This is a genomic window from Nitrospira sp., from assembly GCA_024760525.1.
Lineage (GTDB): Bacteria > Nitrospirota > Nitrospiria > Nitrospirales > Nitrospiraceae > Nitrospira_D.
Genome location: CP060499.1, coordinates 1,716,134 through 1,740,693, shown reverse-complemented (window position 1 = coordinate 1,740,693; position 24,560 = coordinate 1,716,134). Strand labels below are relative to the sequence as shown.

The 24,560-nt window shown below is 57.1% G+C and carries 13 protein-coding genes; 2 read left to right on the top strand and 11 right to left on the bottom strand.

Going from position 1 to position 24,560, the window contains the following annotated elements:
• Positions 1–91: 91 nt before the first annotated feature.
• On the bottom strand, positions 92–445 hold the full coding sequence (locus tag H8K04_08160; protein ID UVT17496.1) for a hypothetical protein: 354 nt from the start codon (positions 443–445) through the stop codon (positions 92–94).
• Between the two features lie 311 nt (positions 446–756).
• On the opposite strand from H8K04_08160, the gene H8K04_08155 reads away from it, so the two are divergent.
• Positions 757–1,101, top strand: coding sequence for a hypothetical protein (locus H8K04_08155; GenBank protein UVT17495.1), 345 nt, complete (start codon positions 757–759; stop codon positions 1,099–1,101).
• An 85-nt stretch (positions 1,102–1,186) separates the two neighbouring features.
• Positions 1,187–1,693: a hypothetical protein gene (locus H8K04_08150; protein UVT17494.1), complete on the top strand. Its 507-nt coding sequence runs from the start codon at positions 1,187–1,189 to the stop codon at positions 1,691–1,693.
• A 665-nt stretch (positions 1,694–2,358) separates the two neighbouring features.
• Here the strand turns inward: H8K04_08150 and H8K04_08145 are convergent.
• The 10 genes from H8K04_08145 to H8K04_08100 all read right to left on the bottom strand — a co-directional run bounded on the left by H8K04_08145 (position 2,359) and on the right by H8K04_08100 (position 24,560).
• Entirely contained in the window at positions 2,359–4,563 is a 2,205-nt protein-coding gene (locus H8K04_08145) for a catalase (GenBank protein UVT17493.1), read from the bottom strand.
• Position 4,564: 1 nt separating this feature from the next.
• Positions 4,565–5,566 (bottom strand): NAD(P)/FAD-dependent oxidoreductase, encoded by a 1,002-nt coding sequence (locus tag H8K04_08140; GenBank protein UVT17492.1) that lies wholly within the window; start codon positions 5,564–5,566, stop codon positions 4,565–4,567.
• Between the two features lie 551 nt (positions 5,567–6,117).
• Positions 6,118–6,531, bottom strand: a complete 414-nt coding sequence (locus H8K04_08135) for a response regulator transcription factor (protein ID UVT17491.1) — start codon at positions 6,529–6,531, stop codon at positions 6,118–6,120.
• 1,208 nt (positions 6,532–7,739) lie between these two features.
• Positions 7,740–9,341, bottom strand: coding sequence for a response regulator (locus H8K04_08130; protein UVT17490.1), 1,602 nt, complete (start codon positions 9,339–9,341; stop codon positions 7,740–7,742).
• A gap of 43 nt (positions 9,342–9,384) precedes the next feature.
• Positions 9,385–9,828 carry a response regulator gene (locus H8K04_08125; GenBank protein ID UVT17489.1) on the bottom strand — a complete coding sequence of 148 codons (444 nt, stop codon included), beginning with the start codon at positions 9,826–9,828 and terminating at the stop codon, positions 9,385–9,387.
• Positions 9,785–11,746 (bottom strand): PAS domain S-box protein, encoded by a 1,962-nt coding sequence (locus H8K04_08120; GenBank protein UVT17488.1) that lies wholly within the window; start codon positions 11,744–11,746, stop codon positions 9,785–9,787. The genes H8K04_08125 and H8K04_08120 overlap by 44 nt, the downstream gene beginning before the upstream one ends.
• Before the next feature lie 34 nt (positions 11,747–11,780).
• Positions 11,781–17,225, bottom strand: a complete 5,445-nt coding sequence (locus H8K04_08115; protein UVT17487.1) for a HAMP domain-containing protein — start codon at positions 17,223–17,225, stop codon at positions 11,781–11,783.
• 222 nt (positions 17,226–17,447) lie between these two features.
• Positions 17,448–20,858, bottom strand: coding sequence for a response regulator (locus tag H8K04_08110; protein ID UVT17486.1), 3,411 nt, complete (start codon positions 20,856–20,858; stop codon positions 17,448–17,450).
• Between the two features lie 62 nt (positions 20,859–20,920).
• Positions 20,921–23,239 carry a PAS domain S-box protein gene (locus tag H8K04_08105; protein ID UVT17485.1) on the bottom strand — a complete coding sequence of 773 codons (2,319 nt, stop codon included), beginning with the start codon at positions 23,237–23,239 and terminating at the stop codon, positions 20,921–20,923.
• A 442-nt stretch (positions 23,240–23,681) separates the two neighbouring features.
• Positions 23,682–24,560 (bottom strand): Ku protein, encoded by an 879-nt coding sequence (locus H8K04_08100; protein ID UVT17910.1) that lies wholly within the window; start codon positions 24,558–24,560, stop codon positions 23,682–23,684.

Here is a 24,560-nt window from a genome sequence, read left to right as displayed (position 1 = left end):
TTGGTTAGAGATATTCTGCGATGCGCGACCCACCACGTTGATCACGTCAGTTCGCCTCTTTCGATTGCCCGTGGCCGGCGCAACCCGGGAGTTAGTGTGATATGGGCTGATCGGATACGAAGGAGATGGCATGCCCTCGCTCATCCACCTTGGCCTCAACAAAATCTCCTGCTTTCACTTTTAATGGGGTCTTCACATTGACCGTTGTTTTATCGACATGCACGCGTGTGACGGTCCCATTCTCCTCTCGGAGATGAAAGTAGCCCTCATTTTCGACCCGGACGACTTCGCCCTTGATCGTTTTGCCGGGCTTTGAGTCGCCGATCGCATCGCTGATCAACAGAGGCGATGGGCGAAGTTCATCGGCCCATGACGTGCTGATGAAAGAACCTACTCCGAGCGCGACACCACACATCACAGCAATCACTTGTTTCGGCGAGACCATATGCTCTCCTTGGTTAAATTAATTGCATCTGCTTCCTACCTACAGCATATGCTGCTCGGGAAATTTGTTGATCTAGGACTTTCCCTCATTTCACGTCGAGTGTTCTCACGCACAAGAAGGGAAGTCTTGTCCATGTCGAGACATCATGTCTTATCAGCCGACCATCACGCTCCGCCTATCGTGAAGATCGGCGCACAAATACCCGCATAGCTTCGTATGGCGTTTCAGCCGGCCGCCGTGAGGAGGGTCTGCATCTTGCACAACTACGCAGAGGTCCGTTGAAGGTTCATTCTTATCCAAGGAGGATTCTTATGAGAATACGACAGACCTGTGCCTACATATTAATGGCAGGAGGGTTACTGTTATTCGCCGACGGCGCAATTCAAGCCGGACAATCCAAGAGTGGATCCCAATCCGATGGTACGATGGGAAGTCAATCGGTAAGTCCCGGTGGATCGAGCGGATCCATGAAGCAAGGGCACGACTCAGCCACGAAAAAGGGACATGAGCCGTCCAAGGGTTCGATGAAACAAGAAACTATGGAATCCGACAAAGAACGGCAAAACCCATCGGACAGTCCGAGATGTTTCGGACCACCGCCGTCTGACAGCAAGGATGATTCGCCCGCGACACTGAAAAAGGATAAGTCATCCTAATGCTCGATGCTCAGTAATGACACCGCATCGCAAGAGCCGTATATGATTGGGGTTAACGCCGCAAACGTATCGCAGGAGGATTTTCATGAGGATTCGATTTAGCAGTGCCTACTTAATGATAGCCGGAGGATTACTGTTGTTCGGCAACGGCACAGCCCAAGCCGATCAATTGAAGACCGGCCCCCAAGCCAACAGCGCGGTGGGACCGTCCGGAAGCGTGGGTTCACCTAACCTGACAGGATCATCCAGCGGAACAGGCGCACCTGGAGCGGGATCGTCCGGCGGCATGGGAACTCCAGGAATGGGTTCGGGCAGTATGGGAGCACCGGGGACAGGTTCCGGCGGCATGGGCGCACCGAGATCGGGTTCTGGGAGCATGGGAACTCCAGGAACGGGTTCGGGCAGTACGGGAGCACCGGGGACAGGTTCCGGCGGCATGGGAGTACCGGGATCGGGTTCTGGGAGCATGGGAACTCCAGGAACGGGTTCGGGCAGTACGGGAGCACCGGGGACAGGTTCCGGCGGCATGGGCGCACCAGGGACAGGATCATCGGGTGGGACAGGTTCATCCGGCGGAGGAGGTGGATATTAGGCGGACTGTATCGTATCAAATCCCAGATGGTTCCTCGGCCGAAGGCCGACAATCCTAAGTAGCATGGCAGTGGGAAGCTGAGCGGCAACAGCGGCATTGGAAGAGCCGTCGTTATCGCTTTCGCCCTGTGGATTCGGCCAGAGCACTGATGTCGTCAAATCCATGAGGCTCTGACGTATGCACAGCGTTGGCATTCATGGCTGGGCTCGACCAACCTTACTGAGCCCGTACCATTTACCCCCACAACTGTTTGGCCTTGGCCGCTTCGCCGGCGATCTTGACGTCTTTTCTTTCTCCGGTGGTGGAAACACGGCCGAGAGTCTGAGCGACTCTATCCAGAGCTCGCGGCTCCATTCTATCGGGTAGTAGAGGTATTCGTCTTCGTGGTCCTCAATCTGCCTGCAGGCCTCGCCGGATCTAGTCCCACGACTTCGAGCAGGGACCGCATCATTTATTTATGGTTCCGAGTCTGTGCCAGATATTTGTTCCACTCTTCCTTCATATCGACGCCACAGTGTACCGCGGTTTCGTATACGTGCACTCCGCCAGCCTCTTTTTCCACAGCTTGATAGAGCAACTCGGTCTCTGCTCCTGTTTCATGGTCGTACCCTTACTCTAGGGACAAGGGTACGTTCGATCGTGTGATTCAGAGTTGGTAGATCAGCCTATGCCGGCATCTGTCCTTTCGCTTCCCGGTCCCAATGGCGATGTTGAGCCACGGCCTTGATGAAGTTCCCTGATACCTGTCCAATCTGGGTGCCCCGGCCGGTGACGATACCTTCGTCTCCGGCCAGCAGTCTCTGACCGTCTTGCCGGATGCCCTCTGCATGACTCTTCGTTGTCTTGTCTGGGCCGAGTTGCGCCGTCGCCAATAAGTCCATGCCTGCATCGGTAGCCGCAATGACCTTGCAGTGCAGATAGGTTTCTTTGATGAACAGGAGTGCTTTTGCGTCCCCTTTCAGTGCTTCCACACTCTGCTCTCCACCTGGAAGATAGAGCGCATCAAAGAGAACCGACCCAGCCGTCAGAAAACTGAAATCGACGGCAACCTGCCCCCCCTTGACGCCTTTCACGATACCGAGTCTGGGAGACACCACTTTCGCTTTTGCCCCCGCGTCCGTCAGCGCTTTCTTCATCCCAGTAATCGCCATCTCGTCTACTCCATCCGTGGCAAGGATGGCGATCTTGCGGGTCGCAATTCCTTCTTTGACCGTGGTTGCCATGCTTAAAGCCGGAGATCGGTCCAACGAGGAAATACGTCGCTTCGGTTGGAACTCATCAACGAGCCCGTCGGCCGGCACGCTCAGATTCATGGGACCGTCTACTTTGGCGGGAACGGCTATGCCCAGCCCCTGCGCCACTAAGCTGGCGAGCGTTTTGTCCACTTGAGCGAGCAAGAAGACCATCCGCTCTCGAATGGCCGGCACCTCGACCTTGCCCAGTTCAAAGCGCAAGGCTTGTACAATATGGTTCTTCTCCGGATGTGATTGACTATTCCAGAACAGGGTTGCCTGGCTGAAGTGATCGAAAAACTTCTTGCTTCTCGCGCGGACCTTCACCCCTCCCATGCGCTCGCCATAACTGACAAACCCTCCCATATCGGCTTTGGCTTGCATGGGGCATCCGCCGCCCAATGAATTGGGATGATAACTGACCCGGCCTTGGTTGATCGTTTGTCGCATATGTCCATCTCGTTGATTGTTGTGGACAGGAGCCACTGGACGGTTGATAGGGATCTCGTGAAAATTGGGGCCACCGAGTCTGAGCAATTGGGTGTCCGTGTAGGAGAAGAGGCGGCCTTGGAGAAGCGGATCATCGGAGAAATCGATTCCGGAGACCAGATGGCCCGGATGAAACGCCACTTGTTCTGTCTCCGCAAAAAAGTTGTCTGGGTTTCGATTGAGGGTCAGCTTGCCCACCCGTTGTACCGGAACAAGTTCTTCTGGAATGATCTTCGTCGGGTCCAACAGGTCGAAGTCAAACGCATGCTCGTCTTTTTCCTCAATGAGTTGGACACCCAATTCCCATTCCGGGAAAGCCCCGTTTTCAATGGCTTCCCACAAGTCGCGACGGTGAAAATCAGGGTCCAGACCGGAAATCTTTTGGGCTTCATCCCAGACCACGGAGTGCACACCCAAGAGGGGTTTCCAGTGAAACTTCACGAATCGGGATGTGCCTTTCTCGTTGACGAACCTGAACGTATGCACGCCGAATCCTTCCATCATCCGATAGCTTCGAGGAATCGCCCGGTCGGACATCACCCACAGGATCATGTGCATCGACTCGGGCATCAGCGAGATGAAATCCCAAAAGGTGTCATGCGCGGAAGCCGCCTGCGGCATCTCATGGTGGGGCTCAGGTTTAACGGCGTGAACCAGGTCTGGGAATTTCATCGCGTCCTGAATAAAAAACACGGGGATATTGTTGCCGACCAGGTCGAAATTCCCTTCCTCTGTGTAAAACTTCACGGCGAATCCGCGAGCGTCTCTCGCTAAGTCGGTCGAGCCGCGTGATCCGGCCACGGTTGAGAAGCGCACAAACACGGGGGTGCGGAGTGAAGGATCTTGGAGAAATGGAGCCTTGGTGTACGCCGCCATTGATTTGTAGACTTGGAAAACCCCATGAGCGCCCGTCCCCCGGGCATGCACGATGCGCTCGGGAATTCGCTCATGATCAAAGTGTGTGATCTTCTCGCGCAGGTGAAAATCCTCGAGCAACGAAGGGCCCCGTTCCCCTGCCTTGAGAGAATTCTGATCGTCGTTGATCCGAAGACCCTGATTCGTGGTCAACAGTTTGTCCTCGCTGTTCTCGTGAACTGTGGCGAGGTTCTGTACTTTGGCGCTGCCCTTGGTTTTCTTCTCTTTTTTCATGTCAGGAAATCCCCTTAACTGGTGAAGGTGAGATAGTCTGTTCTTTTATTCGGTTCGCATCTCCATAACGCGGCAACGTATGGCGCTTCAAACTGTCCTCGAACAAATCTCGGTTGATTGCTTGACCGGCAATGGCTCCCTGTCCCGCAGCAATAATCATTTGGCAGTTGGCCGGCGTTACGCATCCCGCCGCATACAGTCCAGGGACGGTTGTTTTGAGACAGTAGTCAACGATGATCTGGCCTTCCTCATCTAGTTGCGCACCCACGCATGTGGCGAGATCGTGATGGTAGAGATCATCCCGTGTCGTAAACACTCCTTCGACCGTCACGGAATTGCCCCCTTCCAGAGCAAGGCCGGTGAGCTGCCCATCGTGGTGCAACAACGAGCGAATGCGCTCGTGTTGAATTGGGACCGCATATTCTTCAAGCCACCCGGCCCGATCGACATCCCATTGAGGAGGCCCTCCATTCGTGCAGATCGTCACACTCGATGTGAAGGCCAGCATCGCTAACGCATAGTCCGCCGCCTCATTATTTCCCCCGATGATGACGATGTTTTTCCCTTGAGACTGGTACGCATCGCAATCTTTGCAGAAGAACAGACTGCGTCCCAGACATTCCCGCACGCCGGGAATCTCCGGCGGAAGATGTGTGAGGCCGGTAGCCAGCAACACGCGTCGAGCACGATAGAGGGTGCCTGACCCGCTAAGCGAGAATGTCTCGCCATCTTTAATCAACGAATGAATATCCTCTTCGACTATCACTACTTCAATACGAACGACCTGCTGCATTCCTCGCGCGAGGAGATTCTCGCCATCGATTCCCTTCGGAAATCCTAAATAGTTCTGGACATCGGACTCCCACTTGGCCATCGACCGATTCGTGTGGATGAGCACGGTGTCGCGGCGACTTCGGCCGAGATAAATGGCCGCGGATAATCCGGCTAATCCGCCTCCGATAATGATGACGTCACAGCACCGCACCGTAGAGGGGAAAGCCATGTAGATGTCCCGCCAATTTTCGACAGGTGAACGATTGAGATCCGGCCGTTCACATACGTGATTACAATGATAGGCGCGAGTCAGCGAGGTGAGATACTAGCTTGGCCCCTAGTCAGATGGGAGAGGAAGTCATCCATTTAGGGGCGGTTCCGATTCCTAAACAACTCTTCGACAGTCAGCCACGCTGAACCTGAGGCGGCTAATCCCCCTCGCTCGTCCCGTTCGTTACCCAGCAAGACCGACAGGCGCTTCGACATGTCCATCAGGGCCTCTGCTTCTTGTTTGGTGCGCCGTTGGGGCCAGGAGCCGCCCCTTCAGCTCTTCCAGGTAGCGTTCAACTATTTCCCGCTCATCACTTGATAACGGCGCATGGGCCAAGGGGATTGCAGAATACAGGAGCCGTCGGCTGGTGATGTGCTCTAGGATAGGCCTCACAGGCTATACCTTCCGGAAGGATCAATGGGAGGGAAATGTCTGTTATTGGCTTATTGCGACTTGCCATGGAGTCCGATCCATGTTCGAGAGACCGTGAGAGAGGCTGAAGCCCAGTTTTACTTCGTCATCGCAGAATAGATGGCCTGGCATAAATCTTCCGGGGCAATTTCTTTGCTCAGGTAGGCCGACGCGCCCGCGGCTTTCATGTCATGTGCGGCTGCGCCGCTCGTATTGACCGAGAGCCCGATAATCATGATGTGAGGGAGCCTCGTCTTGATCCACCGCGTCGCGTCGATCCCATTCATCTTGGGCATATGGATATCCATCAGGATGACATCGGGCTGTAACTGCTGCGCCAGCTCGCAGGCCTGCGTTCCGTCTACAGCTTCGCCGACAACCGTGAACTCGCGAGAGAAGCCGAGCATGTTCCGCAATTCTTGGCGGAGCAGACGATGATCATCGACCACGAGCACGTGCACGGGGGGTCTGAAGGCTGTCCTGCCATTAGCGGGAACTGTTGTGCGTTCCATCTTCAAGGAACTCGGGACGGGCCGCTGAGGAACGGTCGCCATCAGCGGTGTATGTACTCTTGTGCGGGGGAAGCCGGCAGGGCCGCTTCTCCCCAATGGCTTGGAGAAAAGCGGCCCTAGAGAAGCTAGGATTCGGGAGCGGGCTTCTTGCCCCTGGTAAACTTGTTCACTACGGTATCGCGCCTCCGCTCGTGCTTGGCGTAGTGTTCACTCTGGTCCTCGTCGTCGGTCTTCAGTCTTCCACGTGTGCCGTGGCGTTCCTGGGGGACCGCTGGTGTTCCAGTTGCGACCTTCCATATTCATAACCCCACTATGACCACGACAACACGCCACACCACTAGGACTGTCCCCCAGTGAAGTCGACAGAAGAATTGTATCAACTCGTGGCAATAATCGTCCGCAGGCGGCAGCTCAGTATAAGCCGATCACTGAGGAAGATACTTCGACTGGAGTCTATGTTAAGAAGGGAGAAGATGTAGGGCCACGAGTGTGATCAGTTGAGCTGTAAGGAACAGTACGTGAGCCCGCTCCGGGTCGTATTGCCTGCAGAGTTCATCGGCGAGCATAAAGGCCGCCCAGAGATCCAATCCTGCTGCGAAGGCCGTATCAATGAGTTCCCAGCTTAGTGACCATTGCTTAAGACTCGAGACAGTCGCCGATCCAAACAGCAGCACTGTCATGAGTTGCCAGAGCAGAACGACTGAGAATAGGACCTTGGCTATCCAGGACGGAGCAGCCTGCGCACTGGTTGCGAGGACGACCGGCCTAAAATTGTGAGACGCAAACTTCCATGTCCATGGTTGACAGTGAAGAACCTTCAAGCCCTCGCACAGATTTGTCACGAATACGATGACGAACCAGAATGCCCAAAACGACAGTAGGGCGAATTTAGAGGAGCAGGAGATCCATCATGGAACCGCCTTTCAAGGCAATGGCGTATGATCTGAACGCTGTGTTCATGCAGATCGTCGTTGCTTGTGCTCTCGTTCAGCATCGCCCTGCATGGTCGATTGCCCCCCTGGCTGCGTGGTGCAATCATATTGTCACATCAATGGTCCACGTATCAGATTTCACTCGATCCGAGTAAAGCGCAACTAGGGATACATCGTGTAGGTGATCAACGGTCTCCCCGGAGGAGCAAGGAGGGAAAAGCGCACAGGGCACTCAGTCACCGCACGGTAGCCCACAGAAAGAGACGGGAGCCCCTGTCAAGAAGTGCTGGGCAGGGGCTGCTTGGCGATCACGGCGCGATGGATCGCCGCGTACAACTCTTCCGTCACAGATTCCTTCGAAACGAAGGCTGCGGCGCCGGCCTCCGCCATCGCTTGGATGATCTGGCGATCGCCTTGGACGGACAATGCAATCACGATGGTATCCGGATGGTCCTTATGAATCCGGCTCGTCGCCGTGACTCCGTCCATCACCGGCAGATTGACATCCATGATGACGACGTCCGGCCGCAGCTCTGCAGTCAAGGCAACGGCCTGCTGACCATCGGACGCCTCTCCAACCACACGAAGGTTTTCATGCCCATCCAGGAGGCTTTTGATCCCTTGCCGAACCATGACATGATCGTCGACCAACACGACCCGGATCGGCGTCGATTGCGGAGAGGGCTGTTCTGTGACTCCTGAATAGAGGCCAGGATGATCCACATTGCTGGTACGGAGGCCCTCGTCGCAAGACTCCTCCTGAAGTCCGGGTGTCGCCGAGACGGGCCAATACGGCAAAACCATCGCAATCCGCGTCCCACAACCCGGCGACGAATCGATCTCCAACCGCCCTCCCATTGCCATCATGCGTTCAGTAATGCTGAATAACCCGAACCTGGAGGATGCCGAATCCGGAGCGGCAGTCAACGACGCATGATCGAAACCTTGTCCATTGTCCGTGACCGTTATGCGCAATTCTGTGGATGTATTGGCAACTTCAATCTTGGCGTGATTCGTCCCCGCATGTTTCAGGATGTTGAGCAGTAGTTCTCGAACGGATTGAAAAACCAAGATTGCCTGATCATCCGGTAAATTGAGGCGGGCCGACCCGACCTGCACGTCCACGGTGAGTCCGCGAGTCTGCATGTGCTCGGACAGCCATCGAAGCGCGTGAGACAATCCGAATTCCTGCAGCGCCGGAGGAGCGAGATCGGCGATGAGGGTACGCGTATAGCGGAGGGATTCGTCCAGAATTTGATCGAGCTCCGCGACAAGCCGCGTGCCGGGTTCCTTGGCGACACACGTCGAGGCTTGTCGCAACTTCATTCGCCCCGCAACAAGCAGCTGGGCCAAATAGTCGTGGAGATCGCCCGCCAACTTGCGCCGTTCCCGCTGTTCCGTGAGTGTCAAATCGCTGGCGAGCGCGCGCAACCGTTCCTGGGAAAGCATGAGCTCCTTCGTCCGCGTTTGCAGCGCGGCATGGGCGATTCGATTGTCGTCACGCAACCGCTTTTGTTCGAGCACGCGTTCCACGGCGGATCCCAATCGATCGAGACGATCCTTCATGATGTAGTCCGCCGCGCCATGACGCAGCAACGCCACGGCTTGCTCTTCACCGATGGAGCCGGACACGATAATGAACGGAATATCGACCTGGAGTTTCTGCAGCCAGTCAAGAGCGGTCAGCGCGTCAAAGGAGGGCATCGTATTGTCGGAGAGAATCAGGTCATATGGCCGATTCACACATTCGAGCAATTCCTTTTCCGTATCGATCCGGTTCCAGGTGGGATCAAAACCGGCTCGCGCCAGCTCGCGCATCATCAATTCAGCGTCTGTTTCCTGATCTTCCAACAACAAGACGCGCAACGGTTGAGCCATACGACCTCCTCATGCACCAGGCCGGTTCAAAGCTGCCCTAAATTTACGCCGGCCCCTGATTCAAGACCAACCAATACAGATTCAACTGTCTCACCGCCTCGACGAATTGATGAAAATCCACCGGCTTCACGATATAGCTATTGACGCCCAACTTGTAACTTTCGATCACGTCCTGCTCTTCACGCGAGGAAGTCAACACGACGACGGGAATGGATTTCGTCCGCTCTTCGCTCTTACAGCGGCGGAGGACTTCCAAGCCATCGACTTTCGGCAGTTTGAGGTCCAAGAGAATCAAGCGTGTTTGCGCGCAGACATTGCGCTCGGCATAGGCACCCTGCTTGAACAGACAGTCCAGGGCTTCTGCGCCGTCGCGAACCACATGGATATGGTTGGCGAGATGATACTGCTGAAATACCCGGATGGTCAGCTCGACGTCATCCTCATTATCCTCGACCAACAAGACCGAGATGTCTTCCGGTACTATCATGTTCCTGTACCCTTTCAAGCGTGAAATAAAACGTCGCTCCCTCGTTCAGCCGTCCTTCAGCCCAGACCCGTCCTCCGTGGCGCTGAACGATCCGGTCTACGAGCGCCAGCCCCACACCCGTCCCCTCGAACTCATCAGCCCGATGCAGCCGTTGAAATACACCGAAGAGCTTGCCCACATATTGCTGATCGAATCCGACGCCGTTGTCTCGAATCCAATACACCACGTCATCCGGCTGCTGTTCGTCGTCCTGCCATCCGATCTCGATGCGGGGTTCCTGGCGCGGGCGGGAATACTTCAAGGCATTGGAGAGAAGATTGACCCAGACCTGCTTGATCAGCCGGCGATCGGCCCAACATTTCGGCAAATTTCCCAAGATCAATTCCACGGTCCGCTCTTGATCCTGGCGGCGCAAGTCAAACCAGACCTCTCGAATGAGACGCTCAGTATCCACCGCATGTCGCTCGAGTTCGGACCGCGAGAGCCGTGAAAACTCCAGAAGATCGTCGATCAGCTCGCCCATGCGACCGGCGCTTTTTTGAATGATGCCCAGACATCGTTGTGCTTCCGGAGGCAATGACGGACCGAAATCTTCAACCAGCACTTTGGCGAAACCATCGATTGACCGTAACGGAGCGCGCAGGTCGTGTGAGACGGAATAGCTGAATGCTTCCAATTCCTTGTTGGCCTCACGCAGCGCACGCTCGAATCGCTTTCGATCTTTGATATCGCGCGCGATGGACGATGCGCCGAAAATCGTCCCCGAAGCATCCATGATCGGCGACACCGTCAGCGAGACCTCGATCGGGTGCCCGTTCTTATGCCTGCGCACGGTTTCGCGTTGTTCGACACGTTCGCCCCGTCGAATGCTGTCCAGAATTTGGGTCTCCTCCTGAGCACGATCAGGAAACAGCAATCGGGTCACCGAAGTCCCGATCACTTCCTCCGAGCGGTACCCGAACAGCCGTTCGGCGCCGCTGTTCCAGGTGGTGATGATGCCGTCAAGACTCTTGCTGAGGATGGCATCGGTGGAAGACGTGACGATCGCAGCGAGGCGGGCCGTCGCCTGCTCGGCGCGTTTGCGTTCCGTCACGTCGCGGATGACGACGGCGTAGGCCTGCAATGCTGCCCTTTCGTCCCTGAGGGCGGTCACCATGACATTCGCGATGAACCGCGCGCCGCTTTTCTTCACCATTTGGCGATCGATCTCCACCCGCGCCGCTTGTCCCGTCACCGCATCCATCGCCTTATTCAAGTCGTGCTCAGGTTGACGCGAGAGGACATCTTCGGACGGATAAAAGCAAGAGTACGGCTGACCAAGAATCTCTTCGCCTTGATAGCCCGTCAGGCGCTCGGCTCCCCGATTCCAGGTGGCGACCTTGCCGTCTGGGTCCAGCAGGACAATCGCGTAATCCTCTATACCCTCGACCAACAGGCGAAATCGTTCCTCGCTCTGCCGCTCGACCTGTTGTTTGGCCCATTCACGAAGCTGAAACAACTCGACGAACGCGTCCACTTTGTGCCGAAGAATCTCGGGCAAGACCGGCTTGACCAAATAGTCCACGGCTCCGCTTGAAAGTCCTCGCACCACATCCGCATCCATGGTGTCGACGCCCGAAAGAAAGATGATGGGCGTGAAGCGCAACCGCTCCCGCTGCCTGATCAACTTGGCCAATTCCAGACCATCCATCTGAGGCATCCGCACATCGAGAATAATGACCGCACAATCATGGCGTAACAGCCGCCGCAAGGCATCTTGGCCCGTTTGTGCCGTGAGGATGGTGCGGCCGGGGCCTTCAAGAAGCGCTTCCATGGCGATCAGGATGCTCGGGTCGTCATCGACGAGAAGAATATTGGCGGGGATCTCCGTCAGCGCCGTGACATCGGGCACATCCCCAATCGGCTTGATCGTTTTCATGGATCAGTTTACCGGTGTCTCACACACACGGGTGTCAGCGCACCACTTTTTTCTTTCCAAAGAGCCAAATGCGCATGAGCGACAACAACTCGTCCGTGTTGACCGGCTTGGCGATGTAATCGGAGGCTCCCGCGTGCAAACAGCGCTCCCGATCTCCCTTCATGGCCTTCGCCGTCAAGGCCAGGATCGGGAGCAATCGATGGGCGGGATTGCTCCGTATCGTGCGCATGGTTTCATAGCCGTCCATCTCAGGCATCATGATATCCATGAGCACCATGTCGAGATCGGAATCCGATTCGACCCGTTGGATGGCCTCACGACCCGTTTCACAACTCGTGACCGCCATGCCGTGCAACTCGAGCAGACTCGTCAGGGCGAAAATGTTCCGCACATCGTCATCCACGACTAAAATCTTTTTTCCAATGAGGGAGTCGTCGCTCCGGCGGACCCGTTCGAGCATCTCCCTCTTTTCAGGCGGCAATTGTGCCGTGAGGAGATGCAGAAAGAGCGTGGCTTCGTCCAAGAGCCGTTCAGGCGACTGAACGCCTTTGAGCACGATGCTTTGGGAGAGGTCTCGAAGGCGCAGTTCTTCATCCTGGCTCAGTTCCTTCCCGGTAAACACGATGACCGGCATATTCTGCAATGAGGCTTCCTGGCGGATCCGCTCAAGGATATCGAATCCCGACATGTCCGGCAGCCGTAAATCGAGCACGACGCAGTCGAACGATTGTTGGGTGAGCGCCTCCCATGCCTGAGCTCCATTGGCGGCCGTCGTGATATCCACATCGTCGTGCCCGAGGAGCAGCGCCAAACTCTTCCGCTCGATCTCATTGTCCTCCACCAGCAACAACTTCTTGCGGCGCAACTGCGCAAACGTCACCAACCGATCGAAGGCATCCCCCAAGCCTTGCGTCGTGAGCGGTTTCAGAATATAGGCATAGGCGCCATGGCCCAGGCCGTGTATCCGTTCTTCCTCGACACTCAGAATCTGAACCGGGATATGACGCGTCTCCGGATCCTGTTTCAGATGGCTCAGCACCGTCCACCCCAACATGTCGGGAAGAAAGATATCGAGCGTGACGGCGACCGGATTGTACTGGCGCGCTAACGAGAGCGCCAACCGTCCGTGGGCGGTGACGATACCCTTGAAGCCTTTCTCTCGGGCCAAACCGAGCAAGACTCTCGCGTAGTGCGCGTCGTCTTCTACGATCAGGATGGTCGGTTCGCCGGGCACCAGGGTTTCGCGGTCATCGGGGATGTCGTCGAATCGCTCGGCCTGTTGGACCAAGACTTGTTGTACCAGCGAGGCGGCCGGTTGATTCATTCGGGGAGTCACACGGACCGAGCTTACCGCATCTCCCATGTACATTTCCGGCAGGTACAACGTAAAGGTGCTGCCTTCATCGGGCACACTGTTGAGTCTGATTTCACCCCCAAGGAGCATGGCCAATTCACGGCTGATCGCAAGACCGAGACCGGTGCCTCCGTACCGCCGGCTCGTGCCGGCTTCGGCTTGCTGAAAGGCCTCAAAGACGATCTTTTGTTTTTCTTGCGGGATGCCGATGCCGGTGTCTTGCACCTCGAACGCGATTACGGAAGGAACGCTCGTGAGAATATGATGATCGAGGGTCCACCCCGTTGTCGCCCGCCTGATTCGGAAGGTCACATTTCCCTGCGAAGTGAATTTGAACGCATTGGACAGCAGATTCTTCAACACCTGCTGCAACCGTTTGAAATCGGTGACCATGCCCCGCGGTAGCGTCGAGTCGATGTCCACATTGAACGCCAAATGCCGGGACTCCGCCACGTGCCTGAAGCTCCGCTCCACGGCTTCGCGAACTTTCACGAACGACACCTGTTCGGGCTCCACCGTGACGGTGCCCGATTCGATCTTCGAGAGGTCGAGAATATCACTGATGAGGTTGAGCAAATCGGCGCCGGCCGCATGAATATTCTTTGAAAATTCCACCTGCTTCATCGTGAGATTGTGCTGAGGATTGTCGCCGAGCTGCTGCGCCAGGATGAGGATGCTGTTAAGGGGCGTTCTCAACTCATGCGACATATTGGCAAGAAACTCCGACTTATACTTCGAGGCGAGGGCAAGTTCGCCCGCTTTTTCCTCCAGCGCGTGCCTGGCTTGTTCAATCTCGCGGTTCTTGCGCTCCACTTCGGCGTTCTGCTCAGCCAATTGTTGTGCCTTATTGGCCAGCTCCTCGTTGGTCTGCTGCAACTCGCGCTGCTGCGTCTGCAGCTCACCTGCCAACTTTTGCGATTGTTGCAGCAATCCCTCGGTTCTCATCGTGGCTTCGATCGTATTCACGACTACCCCGATGGTCTCCGTCAATTGTCCGATCAGCGCCAGGTGGGTCGGCGTAAACTCCGAAAGGGATGCCAACTCGATCACCGCCTTGGTCTGCCCCTCGAACAACACAGGCAACACGACCAACGTCCGTGGTACCGCCTCCCCCAACCCGGAACGGATGGTCACATAGTTTGGGGGAATATCCGTCAGCAGCAACCGTCGTTTTTCAAGGGCGCACTGGCCCACCAGTCCATTCCCCTCGGAGGCGTCGCAGACCGATTTCAGCGGGCGATCGGACGCGAAACTCGCCAACGGTTTCAGCACCGACGCGCCGTCTATTGTTTGCATCTGATACACGACGCCGTACTGGGCGTTCACCAATTGAGTCAACTCCGACAATAACATCTGCCCGACCGTCACCAGATCCCGTTGTCCTTGCATCATGCGGGTAAACTTGGCCAAATTGGTTTTCAGCCAATCTTGCTCCGTATTTTGATCGGTGGTGGCGCGCAACGTTCGAATCATCGCGTTGATATTGTCCTTCAACTCCGCCACTTCTCCACGGGCCTGAACTTGGATGGACCGACTGAGGTCTCCTTGCGTCACCGCAGTTGCGACTTCCGCAATGGCTCGGACCTGCGTCGTCAGATTGGCGGCCAGAAGGTTGACGCTTTCCGTTAAGTCCTTCCACGTGCCGGCCACGCCGGGAACAGCCGCTTGCCCGCCCAACTTGCCTTCCGTGCCGACCTCGCGCGCCACCCGCGTGACTTCCGAGGCGAATCCGCCGAGCTGATCGACCATGCGATTGATGACGTCCTTGATCTGCAGAATTTCTCCCCGCACCTCAACGGTGACCTTGCGGGTCAGGTCGCCGTTGGCGATCGCCGTCGCGACTTTGGACATGTCCCTCAGCTGCACGGTCAAGTTGCTGGCCATCGCGTTGACGTTATCGGTCAAGTCCTTCCAGGTGCCGGCCACGCCCGGCACCACCGCCTGCCCGCCCAACTTGCCTTCTGTCCCGACTTCCCTGGCGACGCGGGTCACTTCCGCCCCGAAGCTCCGCAGCTGGTCCACCATCGTGTTGATCGCTTCTTTGAGCTGGAGAATTTCCCCGCGCACGTCGGCTGTGATCTTTTTCGACAGGTCGCCGCTGGCGACGGCAAAAGTCACCTCGGCGATGTTCCGCACCTGCCCGGTCAGATTGCTGGCCATCGAATTCACGCTGTCGGTCAAATCCTTCCATGTGCCGGCGACCCCCGGAACGGTCGCCTGCCCGCCCAACTTGCCTTCCGTGCCGACCTCCCGCGCCACCCGCGTGACTTCCGCGGCGAAGCTGCGCAGCTGGTCCACCATCGTGTTGATCGCTTCTTTGAGCTGGAGAATTTCCCCGTGAACGTCGACGGTGATCTTTTTCGACAGGTCGCCGTTGGCCACGGCAATCGTCACCTCGGCGATGTTCCGCACCTGCCCGGTCAGATTGCTGGCCATCGAATTCACGCCTTCGGTCAAATCCTTCCACGTGCCGGCCACACCCGGCACGGTCGCCTGCCCGCCCAGCTTGCCTTCCGTGCCGACCTCCCGCGCCACCCGCGTGACTTCCGCGGCGAAGCTGCGCAGCTGGTCCACCATCGTGTTGATCGCTTCTTTGAGCTGGAGAATTTCTCCGCGCACGTCGACGGTAATCTTTTTGGACAGATCGCCATTGGCCACCGCAATCGTCACGTCCGCGATATTTCTGACCTGCGCGGTGAGATTTCCTCCCATCAGATTGACGCTTTCGGTCAGGTCCTTCCACACACCGCTCACGTCGCGAACCTGCGCCTGCCCGCCCAATTTCCCTTCCGTGCCGACCTCCCGCGCCACCCGGGTGACTTCCGCCCCGAAACTGCGCAACTGGTCCACCATCGTGTTGATCGCTTCTTTGAGCTGGAGGATCTCCCCCCGCACGTCGGCCGTGATCTTTTTCGACAAGTCGCCGTTCGCCACCGCCGTGGTGACGTCCGCGATATTCCGCACCTGGTTCGTCAGATTGCTCGCCATCGAATTGACGTTTTCCGTCAGGTCCTTCCAGGTCCCGGCGACACCCGGCACAGTCGCCTGTCCGCCCAATTTCCCTTCCGTGCCGACCTCCCGCGCCACCCGCGTGACTTCCGCGGCGAAGCTCCGCAACTGGTCCACCATCGTGTTGATCGTGTCCTTGAGCTGAAGAATTTCCCCGCGCACATCGACGGTGATCTTTTTCGACAAGTCGCCGTTCGCCACCGCCGTGGTGACGTCCGCAATATTCCGCACTTGACCGGTGAGGTTGCTGGCCATGGCATTGACACTGTCGGTCAAGTCCTTCCACGTTCCGGCGACGCCCGGCACGACCGCCTGTCCGCCCAATTTCCCTTCCGTGCCGACCTCCCGCGCCACTCGGGTGACTTCCGCCCCGAAACTGCGCAACTGGTCCACCATCGTGTTGATCGCTTCTTTGAGCTGGAGGATCTCCCCCCGCACGTCGGCCGTGATCTTTTTCGACAGGTCGCCGCTGGCTACCGCGATCGTGACGTCTGCGATATTCCGCACCTGGTTCGTCAGATTGCTCGCCATCGAATTGACGTTCTCCGTCAGGTCCTTCCAGGTCCCGGCGACGCCCGGCACGACCGCCTGCCCACCCAATTTCCCTTCCGTGCCGACCTCCCGCGCCACCCGCGTGACTTCCGCGGCGAAGGCATCGAGCTGACGGACCATTTCATTGACGGTTCTGGCGGTCTTGAGGAATTCGCCTTTAAGATGATGATCTTCCGTTTCTAACGCGACAGTTTGTGTCAGATCTCCCTTTGCCACACCACCGATCACGCGCGCCATTTCATTCATGGGGCGAACAAGGTCGTTGATCAGCCCGTTGAAGGCTTCGATCTCCGACTTCCACGCACCGGTCGCGTCAGGAATAGACACCCGTTCGGAAAGTCGGCCCTTTTTACCGACGACATGACTGACTCGCTTGATCTCGTCGATGATTTTTCCGTTATGCTCAATGATGGCGTTCAGTTCGTCGGCTATCTTACCGCCGATCCCTGTCCACTCAACGGGCACCTGCGCCGTGAAATCTCCTCTTCTCACGGACTTCAAGACCTGCAAAAGGACTTTCGGGTCCAGATCTTCCTTAACGAGTGAGCGTTTCACCATGGACATTCTGCTTCTCCTCTATGGCGAGGTGGCGATGAATGGCGTATTGAAGCGTGCACAGCTCTACCTCCAAAATCGCGGCACTGGCGTTGTAGTCGACTGCGGGACGGAATAAAACTAGGGTAATCCCCAGCTTACGGCGTTGGGCCGGGGATTCTAGAGTAAACAATCTCCCGGGATCGATCAACGGCCTCTTTCGGCGTTCAGAATTCGGAGCCGCACAGTATTTTAGCGAACCAGCGGAAGCACCAGAGTCGCCTTGGTGCCCCGGCCTCGAGCTGAGTGGATCTCAAAACTTCCACCAAGCGCTTTCATTCGCTCTCGCACACTGAACAGCCCGAACTTTGACGATGCATGGCCATGTGATGTGTCGGCAGCCGGCTCGAAACCCGCCCCCTCGTCGCTGACCGTAATCGTCAGCGCTCCGTCGCTGTCCTCTAGCAAGACGGTCGCCTTTCCCGTCCCGGCATATTTCCAGGAATTGAACAGCAGCTCGCGAACCGACTGGAACAACAGCAGCATCTGATCTTGCGACAACCGGAGGGGATTGTTGTTGGGCACAGCGACCGTCACCGTCAGGCCGTGTTTCTCTCGCATGGATTCTCCCAGCCACTTCAGACCGGCCGCGAATCCATTATCGCGCAGCACCGGCGGACTCAGTTCCGTGACGAGAGTCCGGGTATAGCGCAGCGAGTCGGAAAACACGGCGTCCGTTTCTTCCATGATCTTCGCGAGAGCCGGCATCCCGAGTGTCAACCGTTTGGCTTGCCCGACTTTCAACTTCCCCAGCACCAACGTCTGCTGCAAATGGTCGTGAAGTTCCTCCGCCACCCTCTTCCGCTCGCGTTGCTCTGTAAGGTTCAACTCCGTGGCCAGCGCACGCAGCCGTTCTTGCGAGGCTTCCAGCTCCTTCGTGCGTTCCCGTACGCGGACCTCCAGCTCGGTATTCAATCGATGGAACTCCTCTTCGACCAGCTTCCGCTCAGTGATGTCCATGACCGAGCCGACATGGCCGAGAAACGTACCCTGATCATCGAAGCGCGGCCGGCCGGTGTCGATGCACCAGCGATATTCGCCATCGGACCGGCGGAGCCGATAATCCAGGGTGAACGGCACGTGCCTGCGAATCGCGTCCAGAAAGATACGCTCGGATTCTTCACGATCGCCGGGATGTACGGCCTTCAACCAGCCGGCTCCGAGTCCTTCCGTTTCGGTTTGTCCCGTATATTCGTACCATCCACGCGAAAGGAACGAACAGCAGCCGTCGGATTCGGTGACCCACAGCATGGCCGGCGCGGTATCGGCGAAATTTCGAAAACGCACTTCGCTTTCGTGAAACAACGCCATGGCTTGCCGCCGCATGCGGGCCAGTTTGACATGCGTCTCGACGCGCGCTACTAACTCTCCGGCGCTGAAAGGTTTGATGAGATAGTCGTCCGCGCCCTGCTCTAAACCCTCAACACGGGATTCCTCGCCGGCTCTCGCCGACAGAAGAATGACCGGAATGGTCTTGGTCGCCGGATCATCGCGCAACGCACGGAGCAAACCGAAGCCATCGAGCCGAGGCATCATAATGTCGGTAAGGACCAGCTCCGGCGGATTGGCACGCGCCGCCTCCAATGCGGCCTGTCCATCGGCAACCGTTTGTACTTCGAATCGGCTCTGCAGCAATCGGCTCACGTACTCCCGCATGTCGGCATTGTCGTCGGCCAGAAGGACGCGCGAACGAGCGATGAGTGATGAGGGAGAGAAGTCAGACCCGATCGCGAGCTCAGCATTCTGAACTCCAGACTCAGGCACTTCCTCGGATGGCAGCCAGCGCACGGCTTCTTCCACGAAAGGCGTGGCGCCCAACGCAGTCGATGTCTTGCCTCGAGCGGCGACGATATGTTTGTACGGCAGATGGCTCTTGCCCAGGGGAATGAACACCCGGAACGTGCTTCCCTTCCCATAGGCGCTGTCTACAGAGACGGAGCCGCCATGAAGTCGCGCCAGCTCCTGCACGAGCGCCAGACCGATACCCGTGCCTTCGTGGGTACGGCCTTGTGAGCCCGCGACGCGATGGAACCGTTCGAAGATCTTTCCGAGTTGGTCGTCCGGAATGCCTGTTCCTGTATCGCGAATGGAAAGTTCCACATGTTTTCCGCTTGGTCGCAGCGCGATCTCGATCTCGCCGCTGAACGTGAACTTGAAGGCATTCGACAAGAGGTTCAGGACGATCTTTTCCCACATGTCGCGATCCACAAACACAGGCTCCGGTAGGGGAAGACAATCGACAATCAGCGATAAACCGGCCTTCTCGATGGTGGAGCGAAACACGCTCGCCAGGTCGATCGTGAACGCGGCGAGGTCCGTCTCTTCATACACCACCTGCGCCCGGCCGGCTTCGATGCGTGAAAAATCCAGCAGGGTGTTGACCAGTTTGAGGAGACGCAGGCCGTTGCGATGAACCAAATCAATCTGTTGATACTGCGAGGCGTCGAGCGAGGACGTTGAGCGGCCAAACTGAGCTTTCAAATCTTCCAGTGGTCCGAGCATCAGCGTGAGCGGCGTGCGCAATTCGTGGCTCACGTTCGAAAAGAATGCGGTCTTGGCGCGGTCGATCTCGGCCAATGCTTCGGCGCGTTTCTTCTCATCTTCGTAGGCGCGGCCGTTGGCGAGCATGGTTGCGACGTGGCCCGCGACCAGTTCGAAATACCGCTGATACGACTCATCGAGCCGCCGTCGCGGGCTGACGCCGAGGATGAGCAGCCCCGCACACTCCGATTGTCCTGATTTTTCAAGCGGCCACACCATGGCGGTATGCGAAGGTTCAGGCCATGGTCGCCCCGGCAGCGGACCGAATCGCCGGGCCAAGTCCGTCACAATCGTCGGCGCGCCGGCCGTGACGGCCAGCGCCAACGGCCACGTACCGGCATCGTCGATGGCCATATCCACGACCGGCGGCGCAGCACAACTGTTGGACGGAATTCCGGTGTGGGCGGCGAGCCGCGCAGTTCGGCCCTCTTGCTCCAATAGATAGACCAATGCAAATGGGATGTCGACCTGTCCGTCGAGGATCTGCGCAGCCAGCGTAGCAGCCTCCTGCGGGCTTTTCGCATCAGCGGTCAACTCTCTCAAAACGGCGAGACGGCGTTCATGGAGCACGCGCTGCGTCGTCTCGGCCACGGCGCAAAAGATACCGGCGACCTCCCCTTGTTCGTCTCGACCTGCCCCAAAGGAAAAGGTGAAATAGGTCTCTTCTACATAGCCATGTCTCTGCATGACGAGCAGTTGATCGTCGGACCAGGACGGAATCCCGGTCTCCATGACTCTTCTGAGCATGGGCCCCAATGCGTCCCAGATGTCGGCCCAAGCCACTTCAAACGGCTTACCCAGCGCCCACGGATGCTTTTCTCCCCAAATGGATATATAGGCATCGTTGTAGAGCGAGACGAATTCTTTGCCCCAATAAAGGACGATGGGAAAACGGCTGTTCAGGCAGATACTCACGGCGGAGCGCAAGCTTTGAGGCCAAGCAGAGACAGGTCCCAATGGCGTCGTAGAGAAGTCGAAGGCGCGCATCCGCTCGCCCATCTCACCGCCGCCGATGAGAAAATCTTTTGAGTGTTGTGTCGATGGCTGGGGCCTGTCAGTCACAAGATCGCCTCTGTGATTTGAGCTTTGAAACGAAACGTTCGGCCGGAGCGTGGCTGGTCGCACTACCCTTTCTTCACCGCTTCCTGGATCACATCATGGAGTTGTCCGACCGCCGCCTCCTTGGTCATGAGCAGCGAGGCGCCGGCCTGTGTCATGGCTTCGTGATTTCCGTTGTCGGCATTGACGGACAAGCCGATGACCGCGACCTCAGGATAGCGGCTCTTGATGAGTCTCGTCGCCTCGACGCCGTTCATCTTCGGCATGTTGATGTCCATCACGACCACCGCCGGCTGCAGTTGGTCCACCAGCCGTAGCGCCTCCTCCCCGTTCCCGGCTTCACCGATCAATTCCACATCGGCATACGCATCCAGCACCGCTCGGAGGCCTTGGCGAACCATGACGTGGTCGTCAACCAGAAGCACGCGAATGCGGGCGTTTTTTCGTGGTAACGAATGATGAATTGCGAACGGCGGATTGCCGGCATCTGCTGCGTCCATGATTTGCGCGCTCTTCACCGCCAGCTGTTCGCTTTGCCTGTCGCAGGGAGCCAGCGGCAAGCTGAGCGTCGCCTTGGTCCCCTGTCCCGGAGCCGATTGCAGGTCGAAGGACCCCCCCAGCGCCAGCATCCGTTCCCGGATGCTGAACAGGCCGAACTTGGACGAAATGCCTGCGGGGGAAATTTCACCACCACCGTCGGCGGCAAGATTGAACCCTACGCCTTCATCGCAGACTTCGATCCGCAAGCGAGCATTGTGCTGTTCCATTCGTACAGTGGCTTTGCCGGTGCCGGCATGTTTGGCCGAGTTGATCAGCAACTCTCGCACCGATTGGAACAATAATATGACTTGGTCTTCAGGAAGTCGAAGGCCCTCACTCACATGTCCCGTCACCGTGACGGTCAAATTGTGCTTTTGCATATAGTCGCCGAGCCACTCGAGCGCCGCCGCCAGTCCCTGATCCCGGAGGACGGTGGGACTGAGGTCAGCGACGAGTGTGCGCGTATAGGTGAGTGCCTCGGAAAAGATGTCGTTTATCTTCTTGAAAACCTGTTCACAGGCAGGCAACCCGACTGCTGCGCGACTTCCCCGTCCGATCGTGAGCTTCCCCAATACCAAGATCTGTTGTAGATGATCATGCAGCTCGGTCGCCAAGCGTTTGCGCTCTCGTTGCTCGGCGAGGTTCACCTCTGCGGTCAGCGCGCGGAGCCGTTCCTGAGATTGCAGCAACTCAATCGTCTTAATGTTCACCGCCTGTTCCAGCTCCACATTCCACCGTTGCAAGCGCACCTGTGCCTCCTGCAACGCCTCGTCCGCCTGCTTGCGTTCAATAAGATCGGCGGCATAGCGCGCGACCACGTCCATCATGCGCCAATCGCGATCGGTCGGCTCATGCGGCTTTCGCCAGTGTGTCGAAATCATGCCGATGAGACGACCGGCTCGCGACTTCAGCGGAGTGGATTGCACGGCGCGAATGCCCGTTTGCAAGGATATCGCCCGATCCGGTGTTTCTTGCATAAACGCACAAGTTTCGAGGTCGGACACAAGCGTGCGCTCTCCATTGTGCAGGGCCACGCCGCACGCGCATGTCGAATCGGCGCGCACCCATTCCCAGAACTCCGCCGCCTTGGGATTGAATCCTCGGAATGCCAGGAGGCGGAGCTCGCCGCCCTTGCCGCGTTCCGAGTAGAGCATTTGCATGCTCGCGAAGTCGGAATGCATGATCTCGACTGCCGCGTCCATGATAATTTGGTACAGTTCGACGGTCTTCTGCGGATTCGCCAGATCGGCGCTGAGGCGCTGGAGCAGCTTCGTGTCGTCGAGTTCCTGTTGAAGCCTTACTTCGCTGTGCCACAGCGCGTCTTCGGCCCGCTTGCGCTCGGTGATGTCCCGCGCAATTTTAGACGCGCCGATGACCCGTCCATTCGCATCGATAATAGGGGAAACGGTCAGTGAAATGTTGAGCAAGGTACCGTCCTTGCGGCGACGGATCGTTTCGTAATGGTCAATCTTTTCACCACGGCGGATGCGCTGCAGAATGCCCGGCTCTTCATCCACCCGGTCCGGAGGCATGAGCATAGTTACGGGCTGCCCGATCGCTTCTTGTGCTGCGTAGCCAAAGATACGCTCAGCTCCACGATTCCAACTGGTGATGATGCCATTGAGATTTTTGCTCACGATGGCATCGTCGGACGATTCGATGATCGCTGCGAGGTTGGCTTTCACATCCTCGGCCAGTGTTCGCTCGGTCATGTCCACACGCATGTCGCTTTTGCTCAGCTCTTCTGCAACCAGCACGTGCTCGGTCTCTTCCTCACTCCCGTTCAATTCGGGTGGATTGTGCTCCCCTTTAAAGCCTTCGGCTTGGATTTCATTGCCGTTCATAGATTGCTCCAGTGTCCAGCGGTGTATTACTTCGTCGTTCGTATCGCCTTTCCCATTTCACCGTCGTTCATACACCAGCTGACACTGCCACAGATCAGACGCTCGGTTTGGCATCGTCACCTACCCGCCGAAGGACACGTTCCGCTGACAGCCTGAAGAAGAGAGACTGATGATCGAACAAGACCCCTCTAGTCAGGGGGTACAGCTTACTGCTCGCGTAAGGTCCAGTAAAGTCCAACGCTACGAAACTGGGTGTTTCCCTAGGCCGAGGTGTTTACGAGGGAATCGAGATCTGTTTGGCATCAACGAGGGATCTTCGCATCCAGATGCGGAAGAACATGCGGTTGTAGAGTGAGTGTGTTTGGAATGGAGAAGTTTGCGCGTAGGGGCTATTGTTCAAAGACCCCTCAGTAACGGTATTCTGACGCTGTTTATGGGCGTTTTATGCCGTTTTACGTCGAGATCGAACCGTGTGCTCCCTCGCTCGTCGATGGTTGGAAGGCAATCGGCGTCCCATCGACTTAGTCTGTACGCTTCGCTTGAGCAACGCCATCAAATCCACGACATCCCCGCGCTTCGGCTCTTCCTCTGTTTCTTCGCCCTCCGAGGCGGCGATGACTTCGGTCTGTCCCGCCTTGATCCGTTTGTCGATCAGCTTGAGCAGGTCTTCATGATAGGTATCGTGATAGTCTTTCGGATCCCAATCTCCCGTCATTTCTTCGACGAGTTTCATAGCCATGTCGGCTTCTTTGGGCGTCACTCCGACGGTTTTGAGACTTTTCGGCAGCGCGTCCAATTTCCCGGCAGGCTTGACCTCATCGGCATAGCGAAGCGTATTCAGCACAATCACGTCGTCCACCGGAAGCAGCGCCGCCACGTACTGGCGCGTCCGGATCACGACATTGGCGATCCCGACCTTACGCGTCTGCTTCAACGTTTGCCGCAACAGAGCGTAGCCTTTTTCTCCCCGCCGTTCAGGCGCCAAATAGTAGGGCGTGTCGAAGTACATCGGAGCGATCTCGCTTTCGTCGACAAATCGCAGAATGTCCACGGTCTGCGTGGCCTCGATATTGGCGCGCCGGAAATCTTCATCAGTCAGCACGACATATCGCTCCTTCTCATATTCGTACCCTTTCACGATTTGGTCCCAGGGCACCTCTTCTTCCGTCTCTTTGTTGTATCGCATGAATCCAACGGGCTTCATATCGCGGCGATCCAGAAGGGTCAGATCGAAGCTGTTCCGCTCTTCCGCGGAATAGAGCCCGACGGGAATATGGACCAGTCCGAAGCTGATGGCGCCTTTCCACAGAACTCGTGACAT

Bases quoted from the DNA above. Each gene is read 5' to 3' on its own strand.
- H8K04_08160 (UVT17496.1), bottom strand. From the start codon at position 445: ATGGTCTCGCCGAAACAAGTGATTGCTGTGATGTGTGGTGTCGCGCTC.
- H8K04_08155 (UVT17495.1), top strand. From the start codon at position 757: ATGAGAATACGACAGACCTGTGCCTACATATTAATGGCAGGAGGGTTA.
- H8K04_08150 (UVT17494.1), top strand. From the start codon at position 1,187: ATGAGGATTCGATTTAGCAGTGCCTACTTAATGATAGCCGGAGGATTA.
- H8K04_08145 (UVT17493.1), bottom strand. From the start codon at position 4,563: ATGAAAAAAGAGAAGAAAACCAAGGGCAGCGCCAAAGTACAGAACCTC.
- H8K04_08140 (UVT17492.1), bottom strand. From the start codon at position 5,566: ATGGCTTTCCCCTCTACGGTGCGGTGCTGTGACGTCATCATTATCGGA.
- H8K04_08135 (UVT17491.1), bottom strand. From the start codon at position 6,531: ATGGAACGCACAACAGTTCCCGCTAATGGCAGGACAGCCTTCAGACCC.
- H8K04_08130 (UVT17490.1), bottom strand. From the start codon at position 9,341: ATGGCTCAACCGTTGCGCGTCTTGTTGTTGGAAGATCAGGAAACAGAC.
- H8K04_08125 (UVT17489.1), bottom strand. From the start codon at position 9,828: ATGATAGTACCGGAAGACATCTCGGTCTTGTTGGTCGAGGATAATGAG.
- H8K04_08120 (UVT17488.1), bottom strand. From the start codon at position 11,746: ATGAAAACGATCAAGCCGATTGGGGATGTGCCCGATGTCACGGCGCTG.
- H8K04_08115 (UVT17487.1), bottom strand. From the start codon at position 17,225: ATGTCCATGGTGAAACGCTCACTCGTTAAGGAAGATCTGGACCCGAAA.
- H8K04_08105 (UVT17485.1), bottom strand. From the start codon at position 23,239: ATGAACGGCAATGAAATCCAAGCCGAAGGCTTTAAAGGGGAGCACAAT.
- H8K04_08100 (UVT17910.1), bottom strand. From the start codon at position 24,560: ATGTCACGAGTTCTGTGGAAAGGCGCCATCAGCTTCGGACTGGTCCAT.